Genomic DNA, 26,575 nt, shown 5'->3' with positions numbered 1-26,575 from the left:
AGCGCGCTGCGTGTTGCGGAGACGCGCCTGGTGATGCGTGGAGTGCTCGACATGCTGATGGGTTCGGTCGCGTTCGTGGACAGGCGCATATGATAACGGCAGCGCTGTATGCCCCCTTCATTCGCGACTGATGCGACGCCGCGCGCTTACTCCTTCACGCGCAACGCACTGCGTTTTTCGATCAGCCCTGGCACCGATACGCGCATCGCGAACACGCCGCCCGATTGCGGAAACTTTTCGATCTCTTCCGCGGGACGCCCGCCACGCGCCGTCGTCACGTAGAGCGTACGCAGATCGTCGCCGCCGAACGTACACATCGTCGGACAGCGCGCGGGCAGCGGATGTTCTTCGACGACCTTGCCCTCGGGCGAAATGCGCACGACGCGCCCGCCCTCATACAACGCCGACCAGTAGTAGCCTTCGCTATCCACCGATGCGCCATCGGGACGCCCGCGATCCGTCGCCGTCGGCTGGAACTTCACCCAGTCTTCACGCGGCCCGACCTCGCCGCTGTCGATGTCGTACGGATGACGGTAGATCGTGAAGCGCGGCGTATCCGAGTGATAGCACCAGCGATAGTCAGGGCTGAACCCCATGCCGTTCGACGTGAGCAGGCCCGCGTCGATCTTCGTCAATGCGCCGTTCGCATAGCGATACAGCGCAGCCGCATCGCCCGCCTTCGGCTCGTCGAGCGTGCCGAGCCAGAAGCGTCCGCGCGCGTCGCAACGGCCGTCGTTGAAGCGGCTCGTGGCGGGGTTCTCGGCGTTCGCGCACAGCTTGCGTACAACCTGCCCTTTCGCATCGAGCAGAAAGATCCCCGTGCGCATGCCCGCGATAAAACCATCGTCCTCGGTCAGCGAGAAGCAGCCAATGTTCTCGGGCATCGGAATCGCGGTGTTCTCGCCTGTCTTCGGATCGAAGCAATTCAGCGCGGGCGCGTTGATATCGACCCACCACAGCTTCGCGCGGCGCTCGTCCCAGCGCGGACATTCGCCGAGCGCGGCGGCGGCGGGCAACACACATTCCAATGTCTGCATGATGACGATCCTCTGCGATGAACGATGGGCCGCGCGCTGGACACGACGCGTTGACGAATCAGTCAACAGTAGCAGACATTCCCACGTGTTTCGAGTCCGACGATGCCGACGCTCACGCGCACAGCCGCTTCAGAGCGCGCTCCAGTTCGCGCGCCAGCACGATACGTTCGCCCGCTTCGTCGTTTTCACCCGCCGGACGCGAAACGGTCAACGCGCCCTCCTTGACCGCTTTCGACAGTATTCCAAGTAGATCAGTCTCGTTGCGGCTGCCATCGATATGGGGTAACAGCAACTGCGTGACCGCATCCATCTGGACGGGTTGATGCCAGGGATTGAACGTGTGCGCCATTTGCCCTCGCGGAAGCCCGGCCGGATAGTTGCGCACAGCGGCGTGCAGATGCGCATTGCCTGAGCTTCGCGTCAGCGGATGAAGCCGGAAACGGCCCAGCCCTCTGACGACCATTGCGTTGAAGAACACGTCGAGCCGGGCTTCGATGTCGCTATCGGGCAGCGCTGCATCGTTGCCCAGACGCGTCCGCACATTGCGTTTCAACTCGTCGAAGCTCATGGTGAATGGCCAAACCCGTTCAAGCTCGATCGCGGCGGTCTTGTCGATGGCATGGTTCAATATGATCGAGTTGCCGTTCTCCGCGTCGAAACGCTGCGGAGAATCGTCCATGCGGACGTCGTCGTCCGCGCACTTCAGCGACGCCGCGAGATGCAACTTGCGCAGACGCTCATGTTCGACGCGATACTGGATGCCGCCGTCGCGTTCCTTATGCACGATTAGCGAAGTCCGGAACGCCCGGTCGCTCACGAAATCCAGATACTGTTCGGTCAGCACCTGGCTGTGACCGCATTCCGCCAGCAGCAGCCGCCCAATCTCATCGCCGTAATTGGATGCGAACATCGAAGGCAGGTTCGCATCGGCGAGATACGCGAGCCCGTGCTCGTCGATCCGTTTCGCAAAGTCCTGGAAGTAACACGGCGCGTTCGACGATGCCAGATAGTCGTGATTCACATAGGCGGAGAAGCCCGCGTCGCTGTTGTTGACCATCTCGTGATCCTGCTCGACCGCACGCGCCAGCACGCTGTCCTTCCTTGCATGCTCGCGCAGAAAATCGAGCATGCCGCGTCCATGCGCGAGACGTTCGCCAGCGCCTTTCAGTCCGCCGGCGCGCAACAGCATCGCATCGCGCACGATCTCGCGCGACTTCCATCCCGGATACGTCTTGTAGCCAAGGTAAGCAATGCCGTCCGCCGACAGGTTCTCGCTACAGACGCGCAAGATAGCCTGCTGCACGGCTTGCGGCACCCAGCTATACACGCCGTGACAGATGATGTAGTCGAACTTCCCGTCCACCGCGCCCAGTGTCGTGAGATCCTGCTGTCGCAACTCGACGTTCTTCAGCTTCAAGCGTTTGATGTTTTGACGCCCTTCCTTCACCTGCGCGCTGGAGAGATCGACGCCGATCGCGCGCGCACCGGGATTGCGCACGGCGAACGGAATGAGATTCCTGCCTGCTGCGCAACCCAGTTCGAGCACGCGCGCCTTGCTCACATCGGGCGCGGACAGTCCGAACACATGCGCGACGGCGGCAAGGTGTTCCGGCGCGGACTGCTCATAGGAGAATGAGTAGTAAGGGTTGTCGTCGTAGTTCTGCTCGATCTCGTTCGTGTGTTGTGTGGTGTCCATTGTGTGTCATCCGAAGGTGTTCGGAATTGCAAAAAAACACAATGTAGTCACAGCGCAAATTCGAAATGTCGATTTGTGTCAATGTCCATTCCGGGTCGAGAAATCAGTCCCTGCGACGGCGGGTCTAGCAACCGCAACTTGCCGTCGCTGCCTGCCTGTGCGCCATGGCGCGGGGCATCCGCGCACGCGATCCGCGACGCCCTCTGAGCCGTTCGGGACGAATGCAGGCGCCATTTCGCTGACGGTCTTCGTCATCCGTCACGTGCGAAACCATCGACGCCCTTTCTCCCGCGAAGAATTCGATCAACGTCGAGATGCGCTGCTTCATTTTGTCTCCAGATGTCTTAGGCAATGCAACGCGAAGCACGCGTGCCAGTAAACGCAAACGGCGTCCCGACCGTCCGGTTCGAAAACCGGATAGAAGGGACGCCGTTGTCCAATTCGAAGCCTGAAAAATTTGATGCGACGCGGGTCATCGTCGACGCCGCGGCAGTTTGGTGACGCAAGCTGTGTGCCATGCGGGCAAGCATGGCCGGACGCGATGCGTGGCAAGCGTCAGAGGATGTTTGCCTCGTTCAGCGGAGCGACGAGTAGCGATTCATCGTGATGCCTCACGGCACGTTCGTGGTGCGTCGCAGCACTGCGTGGGTGCGCGCCCGCTCTCGCCGGCGCAGCCTGCTATGCCTCATATCCGCATGGAAGCTGGGAATGCGAACATTGGCCTCGTTCTTGCAATAACTGCTTCGCCGGCAAAGGCGCCGGCATCGAATTACTTAACAGCAGAATCACACAGGACAGCGGCGTCCCCTTCGTGCATGCACGGACGGGACGCCGTTTGCATTGGCGGCCAAAGATCGACGATCACGCGATGGAGAACAGAATGAACACGGGCAAAGTCACACTCGTCAGCGCAGGACCCGGCGACCTCGATCTGCTGACCTTCAAGGCGGCCAAGGCGATCGCAGCCGCCGACGTGCTGCTGATCGACGACCTCGTGAACGACGAGATCGCGACGCTGAAAGCGCCGCATGCCCGCGTCGTCAAGGTCGGCAAACGCGGCGGCTGCAAGTCCACGCCGCAAGCGTTCATCCAGCGCCTGATGCGCCGCTACGCGCTGCAAGGCAAGCACGTCGTGCGTATCAAGGGTGGAGACGCGTTGCTGTTCGGCCGCGCCGGTGAAGAGATCGCGGATCTGCGGCACGCAGGGATCGACGTCGAGATCGTCAACGGGATCTCATCGGGATTCGCGGCGGCGGCCTCGCTTGGCGTGTCGCTCACGCATCGCGATCATTGCCAGGGGGTGATCTTCGTGACCGCGCACCTGCGCGACGGCACCGAGCCCGACTGGGCGAAGCTCGCGGCGACGGGCATGACGCTCGCGATCTACATGGGCGCGAGCCGTATCGACAGCATCAGTGAAGCATTGGGCGAGACGCTAGCACCCGATACGCCCGCTGCCGTCGTGCAGTGGGCAGGCACGTCGCGCGAGAAGCGGGTTTGCGCGCCGCTCGGCGACATCGCGGCGCGCGCGGCGGCGCGACAGATTGCCAGCCCGGCCGTGATCCTGATTGGTGGCGCGATCGGCGAGGCGATCGTGGAACTGGCCGCGCGCGGCGAACCGTTACGCCAGCTGAGCGCGTGAATTCGAATGCACGGCGCGCTTACAAGCCGCCCGGATGGCCGTACATCATCTTCATGATATCGGCCTGAGTCAGCATGCCGACGACGCGCCCGTCCTCATCCGCGACAGGCAGATGATGATGGCCGTTCTTCGTGAACAGCGGAATGACTTCCATGAGCGGCGCCGTCGCATCGACGTGCTGCGCGTGGCTCGACATCACCGTCGTGACGGGCCATTCGCGCCTTTCGCTCTCGGGCGCGACGGTGTCGGAAGCGAGCTTGAGAAAAGGCAGCACTTCGTCCAGCGGCTGCAGATCGACATGCGTTACCACGCCTTTGAGGCGCCCTTCGGCATCGACCACGGGCAGCAGCTTGATATGGTGCGCGTCCAGCGTTGCCAGCGCGCCGCCGATGGTTTCACTGACAGACACCGTGACGGGCGGTTTGCGCATCACATCCGCGCACGTGAGCCGCAGCAGATCGCGCAAATACGCCTGCCGACGCAGCTCGTCGAGCAGTGCTCGCTGTTCCTCCTGCCGTTCCGGTGAACGCCGCTCGTCGCCCGATTCACCGTTGCCGTGGTCGAGTCCCATATGATGCCGCTGGGTTCCGAAACACCATTGCAATACCGACGAAATCGACATGTTGCGCCTCCATACCTTCAGCTTACGTCGCTTTCCGTTACTTTACATCATAACGTGAGGTATTTGCACGCGAGCGCCGCTTGCGGGTGCGGACGGCCGCGGACGGAAAAAACAGTCCGACATGCGATAATCCATCGATACGCCGCGCCGCGGCGGCCTTTGGCTTCAGCCCTTGAACTCGCTTCTCGTCACGCTCGACCAGATCGCGGACTTCGATGAAATCGTCGACGTCCGCACGCCGCTCGAATTCGCCGAGGACCACATTCCCGGCGCCATCAACGCGCCCGTGTTGTCCAACGAGGAGCGCGTGATCATCGGCACGATGTACGCGCAGGTGTCGCCATTCGAGGCGACCCGGCAAGGCGCCGCAATGGTGTCGCGCAACATCGCCGCGCATCTGGAGACGACCTTCGCGGACCGTCCGCGCAACTGGCGTCCGCTGATTTACTGCTGGCGCGGCGGCAAGCGTTCCGCTTCGATGGCGACGTGGTTCAATCTGATTGGCTGGCGCGCGCGGCAACTGGACGGCGGCTACAAGACCTACCGCCGCAACGTCGTCATACTCCTCGACACGCTGCCACAGCAGTTCCGCTACATCGTGCTTGCGGGCCACACGGGCAGCGGCAAGACGCGTCTGCTGAACGCGCTCGCGGGGGCCGATGCGCAAACCCTCGACCTCGAAGCGCTGGCCGCGCATCGCGGCTCGATTCTCGGCATGCTCCCCAACGAGCCGCAACCCTCGCAGAAAGCATTCGATACCGCGCTCGTCGGCACCTTGCGCAGGTTCGACGCGAAACAGCCCGTGTTCGTCGAAGCGGAAAGCCGGCGCATCGGGTCCATTGCGTTGCCCGCTTCGTTGACGGAGCAGATCCGTCGCGGCTCGTGCGTCGCCGTGGTGACGGAACGCGACGAGCGCATCCGCCTGCTGCTGCAGGACTATGCGCACCTGTTCGACGACCGTGCCCTCTTCAAGTCGCAACTCGCGCGGCTCGTCGAATTGCATGGACGCGTGCGAATCGGCGAATGGCACAACATGATCGACGAAGATCGCCGTGTCGAGCTATTCGAGCAGCTGATCGATCTGCATTACGACCCCGCGTATGCGCGCAGCACGGGCAAGCACTTTGCGCGGCTGCCCGAATCGACACGTTTCGCGCTTCGCCCAACGGCTTCTGATCTTCACGAACAGGCCTGCGCGCTGCTCGCGCAACTGCATTCATCGAGCGACGAACCGGCCTTCCGATAACTCCTGCATCACCAATGCTCGGCCGTCGGCCAAGGCAGACGCTGCAGCGACCAGTCCAGCTCCGCGCCGACCACGCAGCGTCCCACGGCCGACTGCAACGCGACCGTCACCGCGATGCACGGCCTGCCGCTCGCCAGCGACAGATACGGGCTGCTCGTGATGGGCACGCCCGGCCGCAGCACGGCATTGCGGAAATACGGCCGGTGGTCCCAGCGCGCATCGCGTGGATTCGCGACGGGATGCAGCGAACCGCCGTCGATGACAGAAGCCTTGCCCGACACTTCATGCCCGATTTGCCGGCCCGTGTCGTCGAGCACGAAGCAGCTGATGCATAGCTCCATTTGCGCGAGATCGTAGAACGCGTCGTTGAGCGGCACGCCCTTGAGCCACGCATCGACACCCGCGTCGAGCGCCTGCCGGTACGGTCGTACTTCCGATTCGAACAACGCATGCTGATGCGCGCGCCCTTCGGCGATCACGTCGAACGCGTGATCGATGCGCCGATGCACGGCATCGGGCGGCGTCACGGTCGGTGCCGGACGGCCGAGCAGATAGCCTTGCGCGAAATCGACATTCGATTCGACGGCGAGAATCAGTTGCTCCGTGGTCTCGACGCCTTCGACGACCACGAGCATGCCCGCCTGATGCAGCAGCGACACGAGTTTCGGCAGGATCGGCTGATCCGCGCCGGGGCTCTTCGCGCGGATCAATTCGCCGTCGAGCTTCACGAGATCGGGCCGGATGCGCAGCAGCCGGTCGAGGTTCGAATGGCCCGCGCCGAAATCGTCGACGGCAATCAGGAAGCCGTGATCGCGATATTGACCCGCCGCGCGCGACATATCGTCCACGCTGCCGCCGTGCGACTCCAGCAGTTCGAGCACCACGCGATCGGACGGAATGCCCGCTGAGCGCGCGATCTCCGCGAGCTGGTCGGGATAGCCGTCGGCGACGAAGGTAGCGGGCAGGATGTTGAGGAAGACCCACGCGTCGTCCGGTATCAGGCGGCGCGCATTGTTCAGATGCAGCGCGTGGCTGGTGCGGTCCAGTTCGCCCTGATCGGTGAATGGCTTGGGGGAAAACAGCTCGACGGGCGGCACCTGCGCGCCATCCTCGCGCTCGCCGCGCAACAGAGCCTCGAAGCCGACCTGCTTCTGGTGCGACAGGCTGTAGAGCGGCTGGAAATGCGAGGTCAGCCAGAAGTCGTCCCATTGCTGGCGGATCGGCTGCGACGCCGTGCCGTCGCCCGCGCGGACGTGCGTCCATGTCAGGCGCACCGGGTCGACAAGGGTCGCGCGTTCCGCGCACACGCGGTTGCGCCCCGAATACTTCGCGCGCAGCAGCGCCTCGTCCGCGCGGTCGAGCAGCGCCATCACGCTTTCGCCCGGCCGATATTCCGCGACGCCAAAGCTCGCGCTCAACTGGCCATCGGGGCGCGCGATGCGCCCGATCGCCGCGCGCAGCGTTTCGGCCAGCTGCGCGGCGGGACGCAGCGCTGCGTCGTGCAACAGCGCAAACTCTTCGCCGCCGATACGGCTCACGATATCGGCCGCCGCCGTCAGCTCCTTCAGCACGCGCGCCACGTCCGACAGCGCCTGATCGCCGACAGCATGGCCGAACTGGTCATTGAGCGACTTGAAGTAGTCGATGTCGAGAAAGATCGCGCTGACCTTCGCGCCGCTATTCAGCTTCGACAGACGCAGCGCCGCCTGCTCCAGAAACGCGCGGCGGTTTTGAAGGCCTGTCAGCGGATCGGTGGCGGCGAGGCGCGCGAGCCGGTCTTCGAGCAGGAAGTGATTGCGCCGGAACCAGTAGAAGCCGAGATGAAACACGGCCGAGGTCGGCACCGCGATCAGGATCCACATCCAGCACACGACGCTGACGTCGCCGTGCGGGTCCGGCAGGCTCAGCAGCAACGGCGTGCCCGCCGCGTAGAACAGCGCGGTGCCGATGCAGAAGTGCGCGGGTGTGAGCCACAGCGGCGCAGCGCACACGGAGATCACCACGATCGCCGGCAGCGCCCATAACAACGGCTCTTCGAGCCCGACCACATTCAACGCGAGCCCCGCCAGCAGGACGAGCGTGTACGCGACGCCGATGCCGCCGAATACCCGGGTGCTCCTGGTCCGCGGAATCGCGACGACCAGCAACGCGAGCACGATCGCGCACGCGAGCCGCCATACGAGCGGCACGGCTGGTCCCGCGTCGAGGCTGCGCGCGAAAGCGAAGGCGATGTACGCGACGACGGTAAACGCCATCGTCACGGTCGAAAGGGGTCGCTGATGTTCCAGCGAACGTCGGTGAAACCGGCTTCTAAATCCGGCGTCGGACGTCTGTTCCGTCGGGGAGAAAAGCATTATTCACTCAGGCCAGTTCGGTCACTCTGCCGATGTATAACGGCAGCAAACGCCTGAGGTTAATACTTCACATCAATTCTCACAGTCAGGCAGTCAATGCCAGCCGGCCTGTTTTGTTTCACATTTGACGTTCGCGGTGCGGGCAGCTTGCATTCAATGCAATTTATGTTGCGAATGCAACCGTTTACTCCCTTTATGTGGGAAACAAATCGCAGCCCACGCGTTAAAGGGGTGGCCGCTGCAACTGGACCCAGCGTTGCACGGACGGCCTTTGCCATTGATGTCGCGCGTAATCGGCGAGATGTTTCGGCACGTCGTCACCGTTCAGCACGAGGCGGTTGAGCATCAACGCGAGGTCGACATCGGCAATGCACCATTCATCGAACAGAGACTGTGCGCCTGGTGCGAGCCATGCATCGCAAGCCAGGAAGAGCTTGTCGGCCGACTTGCGCGCGATGGCGGAGAGCGCCCCGCCTTGCGCGCCGTAGAACACCACTTCTGTCGGGCGCTCGCTACGAATCGGCATCAGGTCGCTGCGCAGCCACGCCTGAATCTGGCGCGCCCGCGCGCGCTGCTTTCTATCCGCCGGATAAAGCAGCGTGCCTTCGAAAGCGTCGTCGATGTACTCGGTGATCGCCGACGACTCGGACACCGCAAACCCATCGTGAACCAGCGTCGGCACACGCTGCGTGACGGAAGTCGCGGCGTAATCCGGCTCGTTGTTCGCATGACGGCCCAGATCGACGGTGCGCATGTCGAATGTCAGATGCTTTTCGTGAAGCGCGACGAAAACCGACATCGCATACGGACTCGCGAATTGCGCATCCACATAAAGAAGCAGTGAGTTGGCCGACGACATAGGCTCCTTGCAAGCGTGCGTGATGAGCGTTCGTGGCGCGCGCCCTCTTGCGCTTCAGAGCACGAGTTCGAGAAAGCGCGTACCGGGAACGGGATTCGCATAGTACGGAGACGTTTCGGTAAAACCCAAACGCTCGTAGAGTCGTTGCGCGAAAGCCGTTTGAGGTACGGAATCTAACACGAGCTTTGCGTAGCCCAGCGACTTCGCCTTGTCGATCAACCCATGCATGAGCGTCTCGCCAAGCGCAAGCCCACGATACGCGGAGCGCACGTAAAGCCGCTTCACTTCGGCGACCTCATCCGAATGGCGCAACAGCCCCACGCAGCCCGCTATCTCCGCCGTAGTTTCCGCAATCAGGAACATGCCTGAAGGCAACGTATACGTTTGCTCGAACGACTGCATCTCTTCTTCGAAGCCGCGATACGACAGGTCCATATCGAGCCATCTCACGTATTCACGAACGATCTCGACGAGCGGCGCGGTATCGCCCGGATAAACCGCTTCGCGAATCTGGGGAAGCACCTGAGGCGTGGTTAACGTGGTTGCAGTGGTGGAAGTCGTCATGTCGCCCTCGCGCTGAATACCCGGATCTACCGTACGGAATCCAGCGTATCGCGGATGGCGGCGCGCGGTCTTGAACGTTTGTGCATGCTTCGCGCTTGCTCAGCGCGCCATCTCTTCCACATCCTGACGGGTGCGCAACTTCTCGTAAGCAATCGGCTTTATCGCCCGTTGCTCGCCTAAATGCGCGCGCACACGGCACCTATGCTTGCGGATCGAGACTATCTGCATCGAGGGGCCAATGCGCTTTACCACTGCTTCCATCCTGCTCGCGGCCATCCTGTGTCTGCAAGGATGCGCGACGTCGCTTCAGACCTTCATGCTCGGCGGCCTGGTCGGCGCGGCGGCGGGCATCAGCGCCGTCACATGCGTTGTCGTGTGTCACTAGCCATCTACATTCCGATGAAGCTCAACCGATCCACCGTAGCCGCGCTCGGCCTGCTTGCGATGACCAGCGCGCATGCCACCAGCTTCAACTGCGCGAAGGCGCATTCGCCGGCCGAGACGCTGATCTGCCACGACGATGGTCTGTCCAGAGCGGACGACGAACTGGGCAAGCTGTTCAAGCTCGCCCAGCGACAAGCCGCCGATCGTCGCGCGTACAGAAAAGAGAGCGACAGCAAATGGGCATGGCGCGAAGAAAACTGCAGGGACGTCGCGTGTCTGACCGACTGGTACTCGACGCGTATCGAAGAGATCCGCGAGCAGTTGCACACGCCATCGCCGGACGAACCGCGCGCGCCGCGGCCCGTCGACACGGATCTGGCCGCCGTGAGCAAGCCCGCCGACAAGCCCAAGGCATTCGATTCGCAGGCGTTCAGCCGCGACGTCCAGCAATGCACGGCCACGACGCAAGACCTCGTGCCGCCCGCGCAATGCGATAACGTGCTGGGCAAACGCGCGCAATGGCAAGCGCGTGAGCCTGCATCCGATGGCTGGTTCTGCGGCGTCGCGATGATTGCAGCGCCTTCCGCCGACGGCAGCGCGTCGCAATAGGCAGCGCGTCGAAAGCGGCCACAGCGAAGAAACGAAACGTTAAAACAAAAGATCTCGAACGCCACAACGTTCGAGATCTTTTGTTGCATCTACAGCGTCGGGCCCGATGGCGCGTAGTAGAGAAGCAACCGCCCAGATCCAGCTTTTCGCTGAACACAACCTCAGACCGATAGCCAACCGACACGGCGTATTCGTCGCGCGCATGATAGTTGACGACGATTTTTCCCTCCTTGGATTTTCCGAAGGGCCGCGGCGACGGTCGCAGGCGCGTGTCAAGCCGTGACGGTAGACTTCCTTTTTCGAATCGAATCGAGGAGCGCCACTTGAACACGCCCGACATCGTTTATCTCTTCTCATACGGCACGCTGCAGGATCGCAACGTACAGATCTCCAGCTTCGGCCGCGAACTCGCCGACCGGCCTGACGCGCTGCCCGGCTATGCGCAGACGCTGCTCGCCATCGGCGATCCGAAGGTCGTGGAAATCAGCGGCAAGACTCATCATCCCGTGGTGCGCCCGAGCGCCAATCCGGCCGACGAAGTGGCAGGCACGGTCTTCGAGATCACCCAGCAGGAACTGCTCGCCGCCGACGAATACGAGGTGTCGGACTACAAGCGCGTACACGTCACGCTGAAGTCCGGCATCGATGCGTGGGTGTATATCGCCGCATGACGCATGCCCGGTTTGCTTACCGGGCCTTACGAGGCCTCAAGTTGCGCGCGCAACTGGACGTTACCGCCATCAGTGCAACTGGAATTCGCGACTGAAGGAGGCGTGCAATGGTAAGCAGTGTCGGATATGGGACGGCGACAACGCCATCGACGAATCTCGCTTCCGTGTCCGGCGAAGCATCGGCGCAAGCCGCGCAGTCCGCGGCGAACAACGTGATCGGCGCTGCGCAAAACGAAGGGAAGCGGGACGCTGCGACGAAACCCGCGCAGCCGGGCGTCACGGTCAGCATTTCGCCCGAAGGCGCGGCGGCGGCTTCGCGTGCGCAGACTACGGATCAGGCGAATGTGCAGACGGCGACGGCATCGACTGACACAGGTACGGATACAGAAACGGATACGGACACCGACACGCCGGACTCCGCCGCGACCGACAGCGACATCGCCGATCCCGCCGCAACAGACGATGTTACTGGCGGCACAGAAGCAAGCCCCTCCAACGTCTCGCCGGTAAAGGCATTCGCCTATGGCGCATTGGGACTGGAGCGGCCGGACCAGCCGCAGGACGAGCGCAACAGCTTCTACACCGCAGGCAAGTGGCTCGCGGCGGGGCTGACGATCGGAGGATTGATCTCGCTGCTCGCGTGATGCGGGCAGCGAGCAGGGACACGCGTCAGCGCTTCGGGCGCAGCGCAGCTTGCTTGTCGAGCGTGTCGATATCTTCGTCGAGGCTCTTGCGGATCGTGTCGATCGCCTGATCGACGTTGGCGGGTTTCAACTGGTTGCGCGCCAACGCGACATACACGTAGTGACGCAGCGCCGTATCGTGCGTCTTCGACAGCACGTCGTGATAGACCGCGTTCATTTCGGCATCGCGTCCGCTCATGTCGTAGAGACGCTGCAGATGCTCGAGGTCGTTGATGGCCGCGAAGCCGGGACCATGCGGCGGCGGACCGTCGTGCGCAGGGCCGTCGTGCGACGGCGGAAGATCGGACGAAGGCGGCACTTGTGCATGAGCGGCGGACGTCAACGCGACGAGCGCGGCGAAAAGTGAGAGGCGTTTGAGCGAGAGCATGGCGATCGGCAGAACGGCGGCTGCCGTTGCAGTAATGAAGATGCCGAAACGATAACAACGCGCTCCACGCGTTGGGAGGCTCGCCACAAAGGGCTCGCTTACGCAGACTTTCGCGTATCACATGCGTGCTGGCTCGATTGTGCGCGTCAACGGGCGGCGTGCTCCGTCCGGGCTCGGCGCATGGCGATCGTCCTTCGCTAACACGAGCCTGAAAAAGAAAGGCGGTGAAAGACACCCTGTCCTTCACCGCCACGCTCAACGCATCACGACACGCTCACAGCACGCCAAGCAACGCCTTCGGCTCAAGAAACGCTTCGATGCCGTATGTGCCGTACTCGCGTCCAATGCCCGACTGCTTGAATCCGCCGAACGGTGCAGCCGGCTCATGCGCCAGTGTGTTGACGAGCACACGTCCCGCCTCGATGCGCGACGCCACTTCGTGCGCGCGCGTCTTGTCCTGCCCGAACACGTACGCCTGCAAGCCGTAGTTGGTATCGTTGGCGATCTTGATTGCTTCTTCGGTGTCGTTGTACGCGATGATCGACAGCACCGGCCCGAAGATTTCCTCGCGCGCGATCGCCATGTCGTTGGTCACGTCGCTGAAGACGGTCGGCCGCACGAACCAGCCGGCATCGAGACCATCGGGACGCCCTTCTCCGCCCGCAATCAGCCGCGCGCCTTCGTCGATGCCGATGCCGATATAGCGCTGCACGCGCTCCCACTGTTTCTGGCTGACCATCGGACCGACGGTCGTGCGCGGATCGCGCGGATCACCCGATTGCGTCAACGCCACTTCGTCGCGCACGCGCGCCTCGAACTCCGCGAGCCGCTGGCGTGGCACCAGAATACGCGTACCCGCGATGCAGGCCTGCCCGCTGTTCATGAAGCCCGCGTTGATCGCGAGCGGCACGACCTGCTCGAAGTCCGCGTCGTCGAGCACGATGGTGGGCGACTTGCCGCCCAGCTCAAGCGTGACGCGCTTGAGCGTATCGGCCCCCGTGCGCAGAATCGTCTTGCCGACGGCCGTCGATCCCGTGAACGAAATCTTCGCGACATCCGGATGCGAGCTGATCTGCGCGCCGACGGAATCGCCGCGTCCCGTCACGATGTTGAACACGCCCGGCGGCAAATCCGCTTCGTGGAGCGCCTGCGTGACGATCTGCGTCTGCAGCGCGCTCATTTCACTCGGCTTGACGACAGCCGTGCAGCCCCCCGCCAGCGCGGCCGCAAGCTTGCCGCAGATGAAGCCTGCGTTGCTGTTCCACGGCGTGATCAGCCCCGCGACGCCGAGCGGCTGCATCACGACTTCCGCCGTGCCGGCGCGGCGCGTGAACTCGTACTGCTCCAGCACCTTCGCCGCTTCGATCAGCACGTTGCTCGCGTGCTGCGCCATCCAGCGGCCGCGCGACACAGGCGCGCCGTATTCCTCGACGATCGCCTCGTAAAGCTCGTCCTCTTTCGCGACGACGGCGGCATGCATGCGCTTGAGCATGTCGATGCGCGCACGCTTGCTGGTGCGCGAAAACGTCGGAAACGCGCGCTTCGCCGCCGCGATTGCATCGCGCGCATCCTTTGCGTCGGCGAGACGCACGCGGCCGATCACGCGCTCGGTCGCGGGGTTGAAAAGGTCGAACCATTCGTCGCCGTGCGGCGTGACGAACGCGCCGTCGATATAGATCGTGTCGATTGTGTGCATCTGCGTATCCCGTGACTTGCCTTCAGTGCCATAAAGATAGCGGCGGCTGATTGACGCGACTAGTCGTACAATCGGAGATGACCTATTGAGCAAAACAGGATAATGAAGACCACCGGCCTGAGCGAACTCGAAGCGGTGCTGGCTGTTGCGCGTCACCGGAGCTTCCGCGCCGCCGCCAACGAAATGGGCGTCTCGACCTCAGCGTTGAGTCATTCCGTGGCGGCGCTCGAAGCGCGCATCGGCGTGCGGCTCTTCAATCGCACGACGCGCAGCGTGTCGTTGTCGGAAGCGGGCGCGCAGTTTGTCGACAGCGTGGCGCCCGCGCTGTCGACGATCCGCGTCGCGCTGGAGCAGGCGGGCAGCTTTCGCGACACGCCGAGCGGCACGTTGCGCATCAACACGGCCGTCGGGGCGGCGCATCAGGCGATGTCTGTTTTCATTGCGTTCCTCGCGCGTTATCCGGAGATGAAGCTCGATATCGTTACTGAAGGCCGGCTGATCGATATCGTGGTCGAAGGGTTCGATGCGGGGATTCGGCTTGCGGAGACGGTGCCGCAGGACATGATCGCCGTGCCGTTCGGCGATAAGCAGCGGTTTGCTGTGGTCGGGAGTCCGGCGTATTTTGCGCGGCATCGGCCGCCGCGTACGCCTGACGAGTTGAGTCAGCATCGTTGTATTCGGACTCGTATGCCGAGTGGCACGATCTATCAGTGGGAGTTCGAGCGGCATGGGGAGACGGTGCGGATCGATGGCAAGGGGGCGCTGACCCTTGATGAATCCGGTTTGATGTTGAGCGCTGCGCGGGCTGGTGTTGGGCTGACTTACTTGTCCGAATGGACGGTGGCTGAGGATCTCCTCGCGGGGACGCTGGTTCGTGTGCTCGAGGATTGGACGCCGCCGCTGGATGGGTTGTGTCTTTATTATCCTGGGAGGAGGCATGTGCCCGCCGGGTTGCGGGCGTTGATCGCCATGATTCGGGAATCGGCGGATTTGCAGCGCAAGGGGTAGGGGTTGTTTGTCTGCGACGCTGTGTGGTGTTTTGGTCTTTGCGGTGGCATTCGCGTTTGCGGCTTTGCGGCGCGGGTGTTTCGGTTTGTTCGCTCTTTCGCTGGCATCCGCGTTATGGTGTTTGCCGTTCACGCGTCGCCGTTCGGTGTTTCGGCCTTTGTGCTGGCATCCGCGTTTTGTTAGCGTGCTTCAAGCGTTGCCCCTGTGCGGGGCGGCACCTACTTTTCTTTGCCGCCGCAAAGAAAAGTAGGCAAAAGAAAGCGGCTAACACCGCCAGTTCTTGTGCTTGCCTGAGGGCCCCCACAGGGTCTTACGCTTCACGCGGCGGCGTCTCCGTTCAGCGTATGTTGCCAACGCTCCGAATGAGCGCCTCACCCGCTTCAAGCACCCGCACATGGGCTCACGGCAGCGAACGGTATGCGCGGCCCAGGTGGCAAACTGTGTGTAGGTTGTCGCGTCGTACAGGGTAGCGCTCTTACAGGGTGGGACGCATGCGCTATCGTCCGAAGTGAGGCGTGTGAGGTGCTACGGCCTACACACAGTTTGCCACCTGGGCGGCCGTGGAATATCTGGCACGGCGTGCTGCGACGCGGACCCGTGAAGCAGGTGAGGCGTCAATTCAGAGCGTTGGCAACGAACATGAGTCACGTGATTGCCGTGTGAAGCATAAGACCGGTTGGGGGCCCTCAGGCAAACACACGTGCTGGCGGTGTTAGCCGCTTTCTTTTGCCTACTTTTCTTTGCGGCGGCAAAGAAAAGTAGGTGCCGCCCCGCACAGGGGCGACGCTTGAAGCACGCCAACAAATCGCGGATGCCAGCGAAAAACACAAGCAAAGCAAACCGCCCGCGCCAAGAAAGCAAAACCCGGCTGCCAGCGCAAAGGCAAAAAAAACCAAACCATGTTGTCGATTCCCCCCACCCTCAATCGTCGTCAAAATGAAACCCGCCATTCCGCGGTCCCAACCAGGTCAGCCAGGAGAAAAAACATGCGAGTCATGGTAATCGTAAAAGCAACGAGCGACTCAGAAGCCGGCAAGATGCCCACCACCGAGCTACTAACAGCAATGGGCCAATACAACGAAGAACTCGTGAAGGCGGGCATCATGCAGGCAGGCGAAGGCCTGCACCCAAGCTCCCGCGGCAAGCGTATACGCTTCTCAGGCGCAAACCGAACCGTAATCGACGGCCCGTTCGCAGAAACAAAAGAACTGATAGCCGGCTTCTGGCTCTGGCAGGTGAAATCGATGGAAGAAGCTGTCGAATGGGTCCGGCGCTGCCCGAACCCAATGGAAGGCGATTCCGAAATCGAGATCCGTCAGGTCTTCTCCGCCGAAGATTTCGGCGACGAGTTCACCCCCGAACTACGCGAGCAGGAAGACCGCCTACGCGCCGAGATCGAACAGCAAACGCACAAGCCAAACTAACGACAAAACCCGTCGGCGGCACGCAGCAAACTCACCGCGCACGCAACGCATCAACGATATTCATGCGCGCCGCCCGCATCGCGGGCAAAAACCCGCCGACGAGCCCCATCGTCATCGAAAACGCCAGTGTCTTCAAAACAATCGCCGGCGTGAGGATGAACCGGAACGATAGGTCCGCAAAGGTCTGGAAGTTCGTCGTGGAAAACGACGCGAACTGCATGAAGGCTGCGCATCCCAACCCCGCCAACCCGCCGACCAGCCCCAGCAACACCGCCTCGATCAAAAACGCGGCCAGCACGTTCGCCCGCTGAAACCCGAGCGCGCGCAGCGTGCCGATTTCGGCGACGCGATTGGCAACGGACGCGTACATCGTGATCATCGCGCCAATCATCGCGGCAATCGAAAAGATCGTCGACAGCGTAAAGCCAAGGATGTTGAGAAACGTCGAGAGCGCCTTCGACTGGTCGCTATAGAACGTCTGCTCGCGCTTCGCCTCCTCCGCAAGACGCGGATCGACATCGATATCGGCCCTGAAACGCTCGAACTGATCGGACTCCACGATCCGCACCACCATCGACGAATAACTCGTGCGCCGGAACGCTTGCATCAATTGATCGACGTCGCCCCAGATTTCCGAATCGAAGCCGCTGCCGCCCGCATCAAAGGTGCCGACCACCGTCCAGTCGCGCTGCGCGAAACGCAGATGCTCGCCAAGCTGCGTGCCGCTGAAGCCCTTCGCGATACTGCTGCCCACAATGATCTCCGACGACCCCGGCGCAAACATGCGCCCCGACGCGAGCTTCACCTGCGGCCGCAAGCTCATCGCGGCAGGCGAGACGCCGCGTATCACCACGTTCGACGGCTTGCCCGTGCCGAGCTTCAGCAGCGAGATCAGCACGACGGACTCCTTCGACGCCATCCGCTTGCCATCGCCGCCCATCGCCACGGCAGGATGCATCTCGATCACGTTGGCCTGGCCGCGGTCGATCGCGCTCTGCACCTCCGTTTCCGCGCCCTTGCGAATCACAACGACGTTGTCCGCTTCGCCCGTCGAAACAAGCGTTTTCTTGAGCCCCGCGTCGAGCATCAGCACCGTCGCGAACACGAACACCACAAGCGCGAGGCCGCCCGCCGTCAGCGCCGTGGTCAGACGGCGCGTCCACAGATTGCGGGCGATGTACGAAAGCGGAATGGCCACGTTGTGCTTGCCTTTAGCGTTGATCTCAGCCGATCGCCCGCAGGCCTTCGACGATCCGCACGCGCGCCGCCTGCAGCGCCGGAATGATGGCAGCAGCCAGCCCGACGACGAGCGCGCACGCGGCCTGCTGCAGCATCGTTTCGTGCGACACCGTGAACACCGGGAACACGCCGCCCGTCGCCTGCTTGAAGAAGCTCGCGGCGGGTGGTGTCGCGAGCATGCCGAGGCCCGCGCCGACCGTGCAGATGGTCAGCGACTCGCCGAACATCAGCAGCGCGAGAAAGCCCGGCCCGAAGCCGAGCGCCTTGAGCGTCGCGTATTCGGTGGTGCGCTCGCGCGCGCTCATCGCCATCGCGTTCGCCATCACGGCCATGATGATCACGATCACCACGTACGACACGAGCCGGATCGCCGCAATGATCTGATTCGACATCGCGACGAAGCCGAGTTGAAACGCCTGTTCCGTTTCCGTCAGCGTTTCGGCGAGCGAGTTCTTGAACACGTTGTCGACGTTGCGGGAAATCGCGGCGGCATCGTCAGGATTGTCGATGCCGACCACGTACACGCCGACCTGATCCGCGCGCCGCCCCGGCATCTTGCGCACGGATTCGTTCAGATAGTCCCAGTGAAAGATCATCTGGCGCGTGATCGTCGATTCGTCGCGGCCATCCAGAATGCCGCGCACGACGAATTCCCACGTGCCCGGATAGATCGTCCCCTTGATAGGGATCACATCGCCGACCTTGAAGCCATACGCGGTCGCAAGCTGCCTGCCGATCAGGCAGCCCTTGCGGTCGCGCTCGTAATCAGAGCGCTGCTGCGCGGGCAGAATGAATTCAGGGTAAAGGTCGAGATAGTTGTCCGACACGGCGAACTGCGCGAAGAAATTCTTCGGGTCGCGGTAAACGCCGCCGAACCAGTTCGAGCGCGCAACCAATGTCACACCGTCCACACCGCGAATACGGGCCTCGTAGCTGAGCGGCAGCGGGAACGTCAGCGAGATCGCGTTGCGCGTCACGAGCCGCGCATTCGATGCGGCCGCCGCGCCCGCATACCACGCGTCGATCACGGTATGCAGCAGCCCGAACGCGAGCACGGCAATCATCAGGCCGAGCACGGTCAGCGTCGTGCGCAGCTTGTGCCGCAGCGCGTTACGCGTGATCAGCTTCAGCAGATACATGGCGGCGTGATCCCGGATTCTGTCGCGATCGCTTCAGCGAGCCGTGCCATCGATCAGCTCTCCCTTCTCCAGATGCACGAGCGCTCTCGCCGCGCCCGCCGCGTGCGCGTCGTGCGTGACCATGATGATCGTCTTGCCCAGTTCGCGGTTCAGGCGCTGCAGCATCGCGAGCACTTCTTCGGCGGATGCGCGGTCCAGGTCGCCCGTCGGTTCGTCGGCGACGATTAGCGTCGGGTCGGTGATCAGCGCGCGCGCAATCGCGACGCGCTGCTGTTGCCCGCCCGACAGCTCAGACGGGTAATGATGCGCGCGATTGCCCAGATTCACCATGTCGAGCACGAGCGCGACGCGCTCGCGGCGCTCCTTGCGCGTCAGGCGCGTGAGCATCAGCGGTAGCTCGATATTCTCGAACGCCGTCAGCACGGGCATCAGGTTATAGAACTGAAAGATGAAGCCGACGTGCGCCGCGCGCCATTGCGCAAGCGCGGACTCGTTGAGCCGCGTGATATCCAGCCCGCCGACGCGCAACTCGCCGCCGTCCGGCCGGTCGATGCCCGCAATCAGATTGAGCAGCGTGCTCTTGCCCGAGCCCGATGGCCCCATCAGCGCGATGAAGTCGCCTTCGCCGATCGCCAGCGTGATGTCGGACAGCACGGGCACGGTCTGCACGCCGCGCCGGTACGATTTGACGAGATGCCGGATATCGACGAGCGGCGGCGTTGCGTTGATCGGCTCGCTCACTGTTTCTTCGCCACGGTGACTTTGGCGCCGTCCTTGATGTGCTCGTTCGGCGCGCGCACCAGCACGTCGCCGGGCCGCACACCGCTCACTTCCACCAGTTCGCCGAGCGTCGCGCCTGTCGCGACGGGCACTTCGCGCACGCTGTCATCCTTGACGACGAACGCCACCTTGCGGCCATCGCGCTCGACGATGGCCGCCGGCTGCGCCGCGACCACGGGCTTGCGGTCTTCCGGCGGCACCGGCTTCGACAGAAACGCGATCTTCGCGCTCATGTCGGGCAGCACGCGCGCGTCGCGATCGACGAAGCGCACCTTGACGAGCACCGTCGCTTTCGAACGGTCGACGGTCGGCACGATGCGCGACACGCTGCCCGCAAGGCGCATGTCCGGCAACGCGTCGAGCTGGATCTCGCAAGGCGCGTTCACGGCGATCTTGCCGATATTCGATTCGGCGACGTCGGCTTCGACTTCGAGCGTGTCCATGTCGGCGATCGTCACGACAGCGCCCTTGCTGTCCGAGGCCTGCGAAAACGGCGTGATGTTGTCGCCGACGTTCGCGTGCTTTTCGATCACCACGCCGTCGAACGGCGAGCGGATCACGGTCTGATCGACGGCGACCTGCGCGGCCTGTGCGTTCGCCTGCGCGGCCACGATTGCGGCGCGGCTATTGTCGATCGATGCCACCGCCTTGTCGTAGCGCGCGACGTCGGCGTCGTATTGGGTGGCGGGGATCGCGCCGTTCGGCGCCAGGATTTTCGAGCGCCGCAGATTGACCTCGGCGTTCTTCAACTCGGCCTGCTGCAGCGCGAGGTTCGCCTGCGCGACCTTGATCTGCGCCTTCGCCTGCGCAAGCGACGCCTCGACGTCATTGCTTTCAATTCGCGCGATGATCTCGTCTTTCTTGACGCGCGTGCCTTCCAGCACGCCGAGCCATTCGAGGCGCCCCTGCGCTTTCGAAGAGACGGCCGCCTTGCGTTGCGGCACGACATAGCCCGTTGCATTGAGCAGCGTGTAGGTTTGCGACGGATAAGCCGACACCACGGTCGTGGTCTCGACGGTCTGCGGACCCGCCAGCCTGAGGCCGACGACGAGCGCGACGACGAGGATCAGCGCGACGACCCCGTAGCCGATCCAGTTGCGCCGGCGGCCACCCGTGGCGACGGCTGGCCGGTCGATTTTCAGCCGCTTCAGATCGTGATCTGCCAATTTCTTATGTCGTTGCCGCAGGGTTGATGCTGTCGCGCGTCTCGACGCATCGCCACGCCGGCTACTTATAGTGTGTAAATGGGTCCACAGTATAGCGCCGCCCCCTGCCCGCGTCTGCACGGGCCTGGCATCCCGCTTGCGACGACACAGTGCTTGCGCGCAAAACGCCGGGAGTGCTTACGATTCGGGCCACGCGTCGCGTGCCGTGTATGCGATAAGCATCCGCTGCATCGCGCAAGTGTTGACAGGCATCTGCGCTAACGGTTTAGATTCTGGCCGTTGGTGTTCGATTTCCGAGGGAGGCATCATGGAAGAAAAACAAACTGTCGCAGCGGACAGCACTGCCGTACGCGTCGCTCTGTGGCGTGCGATGCATGTTCAGGTCGACGCGCCGCCGCATGTGCTCGACGACGAAGTCGGTCTGCGGCTCGCCGCGCCCGACGCAAGCTGGCGCGAACGTCCCGATATGGATGCGCAGGGAACGCGCGGCTATCGCGCGTCGATCGTGGGCCGCGCGCGTTTCATCGAAGACCTGGTTGCGGAGCAGGCCGATCGCGGTGTCGGCCAGTACGTGATCCTCGGCGCGGGTCTCGATACGTTCGCGCAGCGCAAGCCGCGCATCGCGTCGCGGCTGCGCGTCTTCGAAGTCGATCGGCCGGGCGCGACGTCATGGAAGCGCGAGCGCCTGCTCGAACTGGATTACGGCATTCCCGACTGGCTGCGGCTCGTACCGGTCGACTTCGAAGCCGGTCAGTCGTGGTGGGAACAGATTGCGGACGCGGGTTTTGATGCGAGCGCGCCCGCCGTGATCGCATCGACGGGTGTTTCGATGTACCTGACGCGCGAGGCGAATCTGGCGACGCTGCGTCAGATCGCGAAACTCGCGCCGGGCTCGACGCTGGCAATGACGTTTCTTCTGCCGCTCGATCTGATCGATCCCGCCGAGCGCGCGCAGCATCAGTTCGTCTATGAGCGCGCGCGGGCCGCGGGCACGCCGTTCGTCAGTTTCTTCAAGCCAGTCGAGATGCTCACGCTCGCGCGCGAGGCAGGTTTCAAGGGCGTCAAGCATGTGTCGACGGCCGATCTCGTCGAGCGCTATTTTGCGGGCCGGTCCGATGGACTCAGGCCGTCGACGGGTGAAGCGTTTCTCGTTGCAACCACCTGAAGGTTCATGAACCGCGCGCCGTCCGTCATGAAAAGACGGCGCGCGGTCATTGCCTAGAACCCGTTGGACGTCTTCCGATAGCTGCTCCAGTTATTGCCGCCCGTGCAGTTCAGCTGCGAGCCCTGCGCCTGGCACCATGCCTCATAACCCGGCGAGTAGAGCCACTCTCCCATCCAGTTCAGATCGACATGCGTGTCGCCTTGCGCCGACACGAAGTTAGACGCGTCGTCGGTGCTGCCCGAGCCGGTGTAGCGCGCCACGGCCGGATACGGGAATACCGGGCGTGTGCGCGTGGTTTGCCCCGTCGAATCGACGATCGACGCGACGATCTTGCCCGGCTTCGCGCCCGTCTCCGTCCATGACATCAGCGGCGTGAGGATATCGAACGTGTTCGGCCCCTCCCCGCCGCCGCAATGCGCGACGCCCGGGAACAGATAGAGCTTCGCGAAGGCGTCGACGCGTTCGCTGCCCATCAGGTTCTTCATTGCGGTGTAGTACTCGATCGTCGAGCGCGGCGAAATGTGCTGATCTTCGAGGCCGTGCCACAACAGCAGCTTGCCGCCGCGCCGTTCGAACGGATGCAGGTCGGGGTCGGTGGCCGCGAGGTACTTCGAGGTCGGCACGGTCTTCAGGAACGCGTCGATCGTGAACTTCAGATCGCTAAAGCTCGCCGATGCATTCGATCCATTGAAGTAGTCGAGGTAGCGCAGGAACGGCATCACGAAGTTGATGCTGCCGCTCGGCCCTGCATCCGTTGCCGGTACGAAGAGACTCCAGTTCAGCTCCGAGCCCCATTCGCGCGAGACGAACGGCTCCAGACGCGCGCCGCTCGCATCGGTTGCGCCGTCGTGAATCTTGCGCACCACCGTCGCCTCGGCCGCCGAGAGGCACGTCGCCGCCGCCTGCCCTTTCGCGCACACCAGCGTCGCAGGATCGAATCGACAGGCCTGCGGACGGTCGATCACGCCATCCGTCACGCCGTCGATACCGTCGCACGCCTTCATTACGGCGGCATGGACGAGCGGCAGCTTGTCCGCGAGCAGAATGTATTTGCCCGTCTTCGGATCGATGTTCGCGGCGGCCGCCCAGCCGTGATGGAAGGTGTTCTGCACGATCAGATCATTGGCGGGCGCGCCTGCTGCAATGCCGTCGAAGTCGTCGGGAAAGCGCTGCGCTTCCATCAGCGCTTCGCGCCCGCCATCGGAGCAACCGTCGAAGTACGCGTACTTCGCGGGCCGCGCGTAGAACTTGTTGATGATCGCCTTCGCCACTTGCGCCGTCGCGTGCTCCGCGCGATACGCGAAGTCGAGCTTCGCCTTCGGGTCGAGCGCCCATGACCCGTCGTTGCCGCCTTCGTGGCCCATGTCGGTTGCGGCCATCGCGATCTGTCCGTTGGTGACGGGCACGCAGGTCGAGGCCATCGGCGCGTTGACCGACAGGTTTCCACAAAGCCCGCCGCAGCCCGTTTGCAGATAGCGCTGGGTCCAGCCTTGCGTCGGCAGTTGCAATTCGAACAGCGATGCACCCGGCCCGATCGTGCCCTTCACGTCGCACACGGGTGCGGGCAGCGTGCGCTGGCCGACGGCCGTTCCCGCCGGCAGCACGACAGCCGAGGTGATCGTGACCGTGCCGTCCGTCACGCCGCTCAGGTCGAGTCCCGCGACGGCTGCGCAGTTCATCGCGGGCATCACGGCGGCCAGGTTGGCGAGGCCCGCCGCCGCATGCGCGCCGGACGGCCAGGCCATTGCCGTCAGCAGCGACACGAGCAAGGTGAACGCGGCCAGCAGGCGGCGCATGAGGTCATGTTGCACACGTTCTGTCACACGCCCTGCGCTCGCCGCTGTCGGCAAAGCGCACGCAAGCGATCCTGCGTTGCAGATCACACGCATCTCTGTCTCCTGTTGTCATCGGAATGCGGCGCTCGCGCGATGCGCCGCTAGCAGAACAAGCAACCAGTTGCACGCTCAGGATAGCCAACGTAAGGGACTGACACGATTGCCAATTTGGCGCGATCCAATCTGTTTTTCTTATCGGTTCACAGACGACCGCCGCGCTAAGGCTGCGCTAACTCTGCAACGGCAAAATCCTGCGATGCACCGAGACAAGGCGTGGCAACGCCTGAAACCACGCGCCCAACGCGGGATTTGCAATCCGTCTGCCTGTTTTCAGAAGCGGTGATATGGTGCGCGCAATTGGCGGCGACGCGTGTCGTCGCCCGCTCACCTCAATGGTGCAGCGTGCGAACCGCACGCCATGCACTCATCATCGATCAGCGATAAAGACATGAACTTCGAAAACAACGCTTCGAGCAATTCGCTGGACGTCGCCGACGAGACGTCTTCGCCGTTGCGAGCATGGCTCGCGGTCGCATCGGTAACGATTGGCGCGTTCGCCTTCGTGACGACGGAATTTTTGCCCGTCGGTCTCCTGCCGCAAGTCGCGCAGACCTTCGACGTATTGCCGGGCACAGCCGGCCTCATGGTGACGATTCCCGGCATCATGGCGGCTATCTCCGCGCCGGGCCTGATGCTCGCCGCCGGACGCGTGAACCGCCGGCTGATTCTGATCCTGCTGACCGTGATGCTGCTCGCGTCGAATCTGCTGTCGGCGTTCGCGCCGAATTTCCCGTTGATGCTCGTGGGCCGCGCGCTGCTCGGCGCCGCGCTCGGCGGCTTCTGGACGCTCGCGCTCGCAGCGGCGGGGCGTCTCGTGAAAGCGCATGAAGCGGCCCGTGCGACGGCAACCATTCTCGCCGGCGTCACCTGCGCGACGGTGATCGGCGTGCCGCTCGGCACCTTCATCGCGAGTCTCGCTTCGTGGCGCATGTCGTTCATCGCAACGGCCGTGCTCGTGAGCGTCGCGCTGATTGCGCAGATTGCGCTGCTGCCGTCGCTGCCTTCCAAAGCGGCTTTGCGTTTCGCCGATCTCGTGACGCTCGTGCGCCGTCCGTTTCCGCGCAAGAGCCTGTTGATGGTCGCGTTGATTTTCGGCGCGCATTTCTCGTCGTACACGTATATCGCGCCGTTTCTGCAGAACGCGCATTTCAGCACGTCGACCATCACCGCGGTGCTGCTCGGCTTCGGCATCATCGGCTTCTTTTCGAACTTCGCAGTATCGACGTTCGTCGCGCGCAGGCTCAAGGCCACGCTCGCCACGGTGACCGTCCTGCTGATGTTCGCGTTGCTGACGATGCCGCTGCTCAGCGACATGGCGCCCGTCGTGACGGGTATGGTGCTCGCGTGGGGCGTGGCGTTCGGCGCGATTCCACTGTGCGTGAGCGTATGGATGCAGGAAGCCGCGCCCGATTTGCCCGAAGCGGGTTCGGCGCTGTTCGTCGGCATCATTCAGGTGGCGATTGCCGTGGGGTCGTCTGTGGGCGGCACGATCGTCGATCACGCCGGCATTCCCGTCGACTTCTGGTTCGGCAGCGTGCTCGCGATTCTCGGCCTCGTCACGCTGGCGAGCTTCCGCTCGCGCAACAACGCCGGGCAGGCCGCCGCGCCTGTGGCGTCAACCGAGGTTCAGACCGAGTGCGTCTGATGCGTGAAGCGCGGCGTCTTCACGCTGCGCGCACTACTTCCGCTTGAACGCGGCGCGCCGCTCGGCGCGCTCGCTGGCAAACCGGCTGCTGAGCGTCGAATCCAGATCCTTTCGCTCGACGTGCTCGCCACAATGCGGGCACACATTCGCCAGTCCGACATCGTGGCCGCACTTGCGATGCACGAAGCGCACCGCGATGTCCTCGTGCTTCTCCTTGCACCACGTTTCACCCCACGCGCGCAGCGCGTGAATCACGGGATAAAACGCCCGCCCTTTCTCCGTCAGACGATATTCGTAGCGCAACGGCTTCTCGCTGTACGGATGGCGCTCGATCATGCCGTCCGCTTCGAGCGACTTCAGGCGCGTCGCCAGCATTTGCGGCGTCGCTTCCGTCTGGATCTGTATCTCCTCGAAACGCGCTGCGCCCATGTACAGCTCCCGCAGGACGAGTATCGACCACCGGTCGCCGACGACATCCAGCGACCGCGACACCGGACACACCGTATTGGCCTTCTCGGCGACACGTGCCACGATTCTTCCCCATCGAAACTCTTAATTTCATAGTAACACAAACGGGCATCGGCGTGCATACACACACGCTGTCTGCGCGCCTGTTGGCGGACCTTGAGGGCTAATCGGAAGCCATCGCAAAACGGCCCGCAA

General features: G+C 63.2%; 24 protein-coding genes. 10 read left to right on the top strand and 14 right to left on the bottom strand.

Features of this window, described 5'->3' with window-relative positions; all coding sequences use genetic code 11:
- Positions 1 to 146: 146 nt before the first annotated feature.
- Both BLT65_RS09795 and BLT65_RS09790 read right to left on the bottom strand, forming a co-directional pair.
- A complete protein-coding gene (locus BLT65_RS09795) occupies positions 147 to 1,037 on the bottom strand; it encodes an SMP-30/gluconolactonase/LRE family protein (RefSeq protein WP_091777344.1) in 891 nt (296 codons plus the stop codon).
- 112 nt (positions 1,038 to 1,149) lie between these two features.
- Positions 1,150 to 2,733, bottom strand: coding sequence for a methyltransferase regulatory domain-containing protein (locus BLT65_RS09790; RefSeq protein WP_091777342.1), 1,584 nt, complete (start codon positions 2,731 to 2,733; stop codon positions 1,150 to 1,152).
- Between the two features lie 880 nt (positions 2,734 to 3,613).
- On the opposite strand from BLT65_RS09790, the gene cobA reads away from it, so the two are divergent.
- Positions 3,614 to 4,375: a uroporphyrinogen-III C-methyltransferase gene (gene cobA / locus BLT65_RS09780; RefSeq protein WP_091777338.1), complete on the top strand. Its 762-nt coding sequence runs from the start codon at positions 3,614 to 3,616 to the stop codon at positions 4,373 to 4,375.
- Between the two features lie 19 nt (positions 4,376 to 4,394).
- On the opposite strand, the gene BLT65_RS09775 is transcribed toward cobA, so the two are convergent.
- A complete protein-coding gene (locus BLT65_RS09775; protein WP_091777336.1) occupies positions 4,395 to 4,997 on the bottom strand; it encodes a CBS domain-containing protein in 603 nt (200 codons plus the stop codon).
- A 172-nt stretch (positions 4,998 to 5,169) separates the two neighbouring features.
- On the opposite strand from BLT65_RS09775, the gene mnmH reads away from it, so the two are divergent.
- Positions 5,170 to 6,243, top strand: a complete 1,074-nt coding sequence (gene mnmH, locus BLT65_RS09770; protein ID WP_091777334.1) for a tRNA 2-selenouridine(34) synthase MnmH — start codon at positions 5,170 to 5,172, stop codon at positions 6,241 to 6,243.
- An 8-nt stretch (positions 6,244 to 6,251) separates the two neighbouring features.
- Here mnmH and BLT65_RS09765 read toward each other — a convergent pair whose 3' ends face one another.
- The 3 genes from BLT65_RS09765 to BLT65_RS09755 all read right to left on the bottom strand — a co-directional run bounded on the left by BLT65_RS09765 (position 6,252) and on the right by BLT65_RS09755 (position 10,020).
- A complete protein-coding gene (locus tag BLT65_RS09765; RefSeq protein WP_091777332.1) occupies positions 6,252 to 8,597 on the bottom strand; it encodes an EAL domain-containing protein in 2,346 nt (781 codons plus the stop codon).
- A 223-nt stretch (positions 8,598 to 8,820) separates the two neighbouring features.
- Positions 8,821 to 9,456 carry a glutathione transferase gene (gene yfcF, locus BLT65_RS09760; RefSeq protein ID WP_091777330.1) on the bottom strand — a complete coding sequence of 212 codons (636 nt, stop codon included), beginning with the start codon at positions 9,454 to 9,456 and terminating at the stop codon, positions 8,821 to 8,823.
- Positions 9,457 to 9,510: 54 nt separating this feature from the next.
- A complete protein-coding gene (locus BLT65_RS09755) occupies positions 9,511 to 10,020 on the bottom strand; it encodes a GNAT family N-acetyltransferase (RefSeq protein WP_091777328.1) in 510 nt (169 codons plus the stop codon).
- Between the two features lie 238 nt (positions 10,021 to 10,258).
- Between BLT65_RS09755 and BLT65_RS47165 the strand changes: the two genes are divergently transcribed.
- From BLT65_RS47165 to BLT65_RS09740, 4 genes are all read left to right on the top strand, one after another.
- Positions 10,259 to 10,405 (top strand): hypothetical protein, encoded by a 147-nt coding sequence (locus BLT65_RS47165; RefSeq protein WP_007745195.1) that lies wholly within the window; start codon positions 10,259 to 10,261, stop codon positions 10,403 to 10,405.
- Positions 10,396 to 11,013: a lysozyme inhibitor LprI family protein gene (locus BLT65_RS09750; protein WP_244186470.1), complete on the top strand. Its 618-nt coding sequence runs from the start codon at positions 10,396 to 10,398 to the stop codon at positions 11,011 to 11,013. The genes BLT65_RS47165 and BLT65_RS09750 overlap by 10 nt, the downstream gene beginning before the upstream one ends.
- A 323-nt stretch (positions 11,014 to 11,336) precedes the next feature.
- Positions 11,337 to 11,684, top strand: a complete 348-nt coding sequence (locus BLT65_RS09745) for a gamma-glutamylcyclotransferase family protein (protein ID WP_091777324.1) — start codon at positions 11,337 to 11,339, stop codon at positions 11,682 to 11,684.
- Between the two features lie 107 nt (positions 11,685 to 11,791).
- Positions 11,792 to 12,328, top strand: coding sequence for a hypothetical protein (locus tag BLT65_RS09740; protein WP_091777322.1), 537 nt, complete (start codon positions 11,792 to 11,794; stop codon positions 12,326 to 12,328).
- A 25-nt stretch (positions 12,329 to 12,353) separates the two neighbouring features.
- Here BLT65_RS09740 and BLT65_RS09735 read toward each other — a convergent pair whose 3' ends face one another.
- Positions 12,354 to 12,755, bottom strand: a complete 402-nt coding sequence (locus BLT65_RS09735; protein ID WP_425273113.1) for a hypothetical protein — start codon at positions 12,753 to 12,755, stop codon at positions 12,354 to 12,356.
- Positions 12,756 to 13,029: 274 nt separating this feature from the next.
- Positions 13,030 to 14,451 carry an aldehyde dehydrogenase family protein gene (locus BLT65_RS09730; RefSeq protein WP_091777318.1) on the bottom strand — a complete coding sequence of 474 codons (1,422 nt, stop codon included), beginning with the start codon at positions 14,449 to 14,451 and terminating at the stop codon, positions 13,030 to 13,032.
- Positions 14,452 to 14,553: 102 nt separating this feature from the next.
- Between BLT65_RS09730 and BLT65_RS09725 the strand changes: the two genes are divergently transcribed.
- Positions 14,554 to 15,459 (top strand): LysR family transcriptional regulator, encoded by a 906-nt coding sequence (locus BLT65_RS09725; RefSeq protein ID WP_091777316.1) that lies wholly within the window; start codon positions 14,554 to 14,556, stop codon positions 15,457 to 15,459.
- Positions 15,460 to 16,445: 986 nt separating this feature from the next.
- Positions 16,446 to 16,883, top strand: a complete 438-nt coding sequence (locus tag BLT65_RS09720; RefSeq protein WP_042312756.1) for a YciI family protein — start codon at positions 16,446 to 16,448, stop codon at positions 16,881 to 16,883.
- A 31-nt stretch (positions 16,884 to 16,914) separates the two neighbouring features.
- On the opposite strand, the gene BLT65_RS09715 is transcribed toward BLT65_RS09720, so the two are convergent.
- From BLT65_RS09715 to BLT65_RS09700, 4 genes are read right to left on the bottom strand one after another with little or no spacing between them, the layout of a single operon-like run.
- Complete coding sequence (locus BLT65_RS09715; protein WP_091777314.1) at positions 16,915 to 18,081, bottom strand: ABC transporter permease; 1,167 nt, start codon at positions 18,079 to 18,081, stop codon at positions 16,915 to 16,917.
- Positions 18,082 to 18,106: 25 nt separating this feature from the next.
- A complete protein-coding gene (locus tag BLT65_RS09710) occupies positions 18,107 to 19,261 on the bottom strand; it encodes an ABC transporter permease (RefSeq protein WP_091777312.1) in 1,155 nt (384 codons plus the stop codon).
- Between the two features lie 33 nt (positions 19,262 to 19,294).
- Positions 19,295 to 20,002, bottom strand: coding sequence for an ABC transporter ATP-binding protein (locus BLT65_RS09705; protein WP_042312763.1), 708 nt, complete (start codon positions 20,000 to 20,002; stop codon positions 19,295 to 19,297).
- On the bottom strand, positions 19,999 to 21,207 hold the full coding sequence (locus BLT65_RS09700; RefSeq protein WP_091777310.1) for an efflux RND transporter periplasmic adaptor subunit: 1,209 nt from the start codon (positions 21,205 to 21,207) through the stop codon (positions 19,999 to 20,001). Before BLT65_RS09700 ends, BLT65_RS09705 begins: the two co-directional genes overlap by 4 nt.
- A 307-nt stretch (positions 21,208 to 21,514) precedes the next feature.
- Between BLT65_RS09700 and BLT65_RS09695 the strand changes: the two genes are divergently transcribed.
- Positions 21,515 to 22,372: a class I SAM-dependent methyltransferase gene (locus BLT65_RS09695; RefSeq protein WP_091777307.1), complete on the top strand. Its 858-nt coding sequence runs from the start codon at positions 21,515 to 21,517 to the stop codon at positions 22,370 to 22,372.
- 53 nt (positions 22,373 to 22,425) lie between these two features.
- Here BLT65_RS09695 and BLT65_RS09690 read toward each other — a convergent pair whose 3' ends face one another.
- Positions 22,426 to 24,261, bottom strand: a complete 1,836-nt coding sequence (locus BLT65_RS09690) for a tannase/feruloyl esterase family alpha/beta hydrolase (RefSeq protein WP_091777305.1) — start codon at positions 24,259 to 24,261, stop codon at positions 22,426 to 22,428.
- 394 nt (positions 24,262 to 24,655) lie between these two features.
- Between BLT65_RS09690 and BLT65_RS09685 the strand changes: the two genes are divergently transcribed.
- A complete protein-coding gene (locus BLT65_RS09685; RefSeq protein WP_091777303.1) occupies positions 24,656 to 25,912 on the top strand; it encodes an MFS transporter in 1,257 nt (418 codons plus the stop codon).
- 33 nt (positions 25,913 to 25,945) lie between these two features.
- Here BLT65_RS09685 and BLT65_RS09680 read toward each other — a convergent pair whose 3' ends face one another.
- Positions 25,946 to 26,443, bottom strand: coding sequence for a winged helix-turn-helix transcriptional regulator (locus BLT65_RS09680; protein ID WP_091777301.1), 498 nt, complete (start codon positions 26,441 to 26,443; stop codon positions 25,946 to 25,948).
- Positions 26,444 to 26,575: the final 132 nt, after the last annotated feature.

Source organism: Paraburkholderia steynii (genome assembly GCF_900100565.1).
Lineage (GTDB): Bacteria > Pseudomonadota > Gammaproteobacteria > Burkholderiales > Burkholderiaceae > Paraburkholderia > Paraburkholderia terrae.
This window is presented reverse-complemented; position numbering and strand designations above follow the sequence as displayed.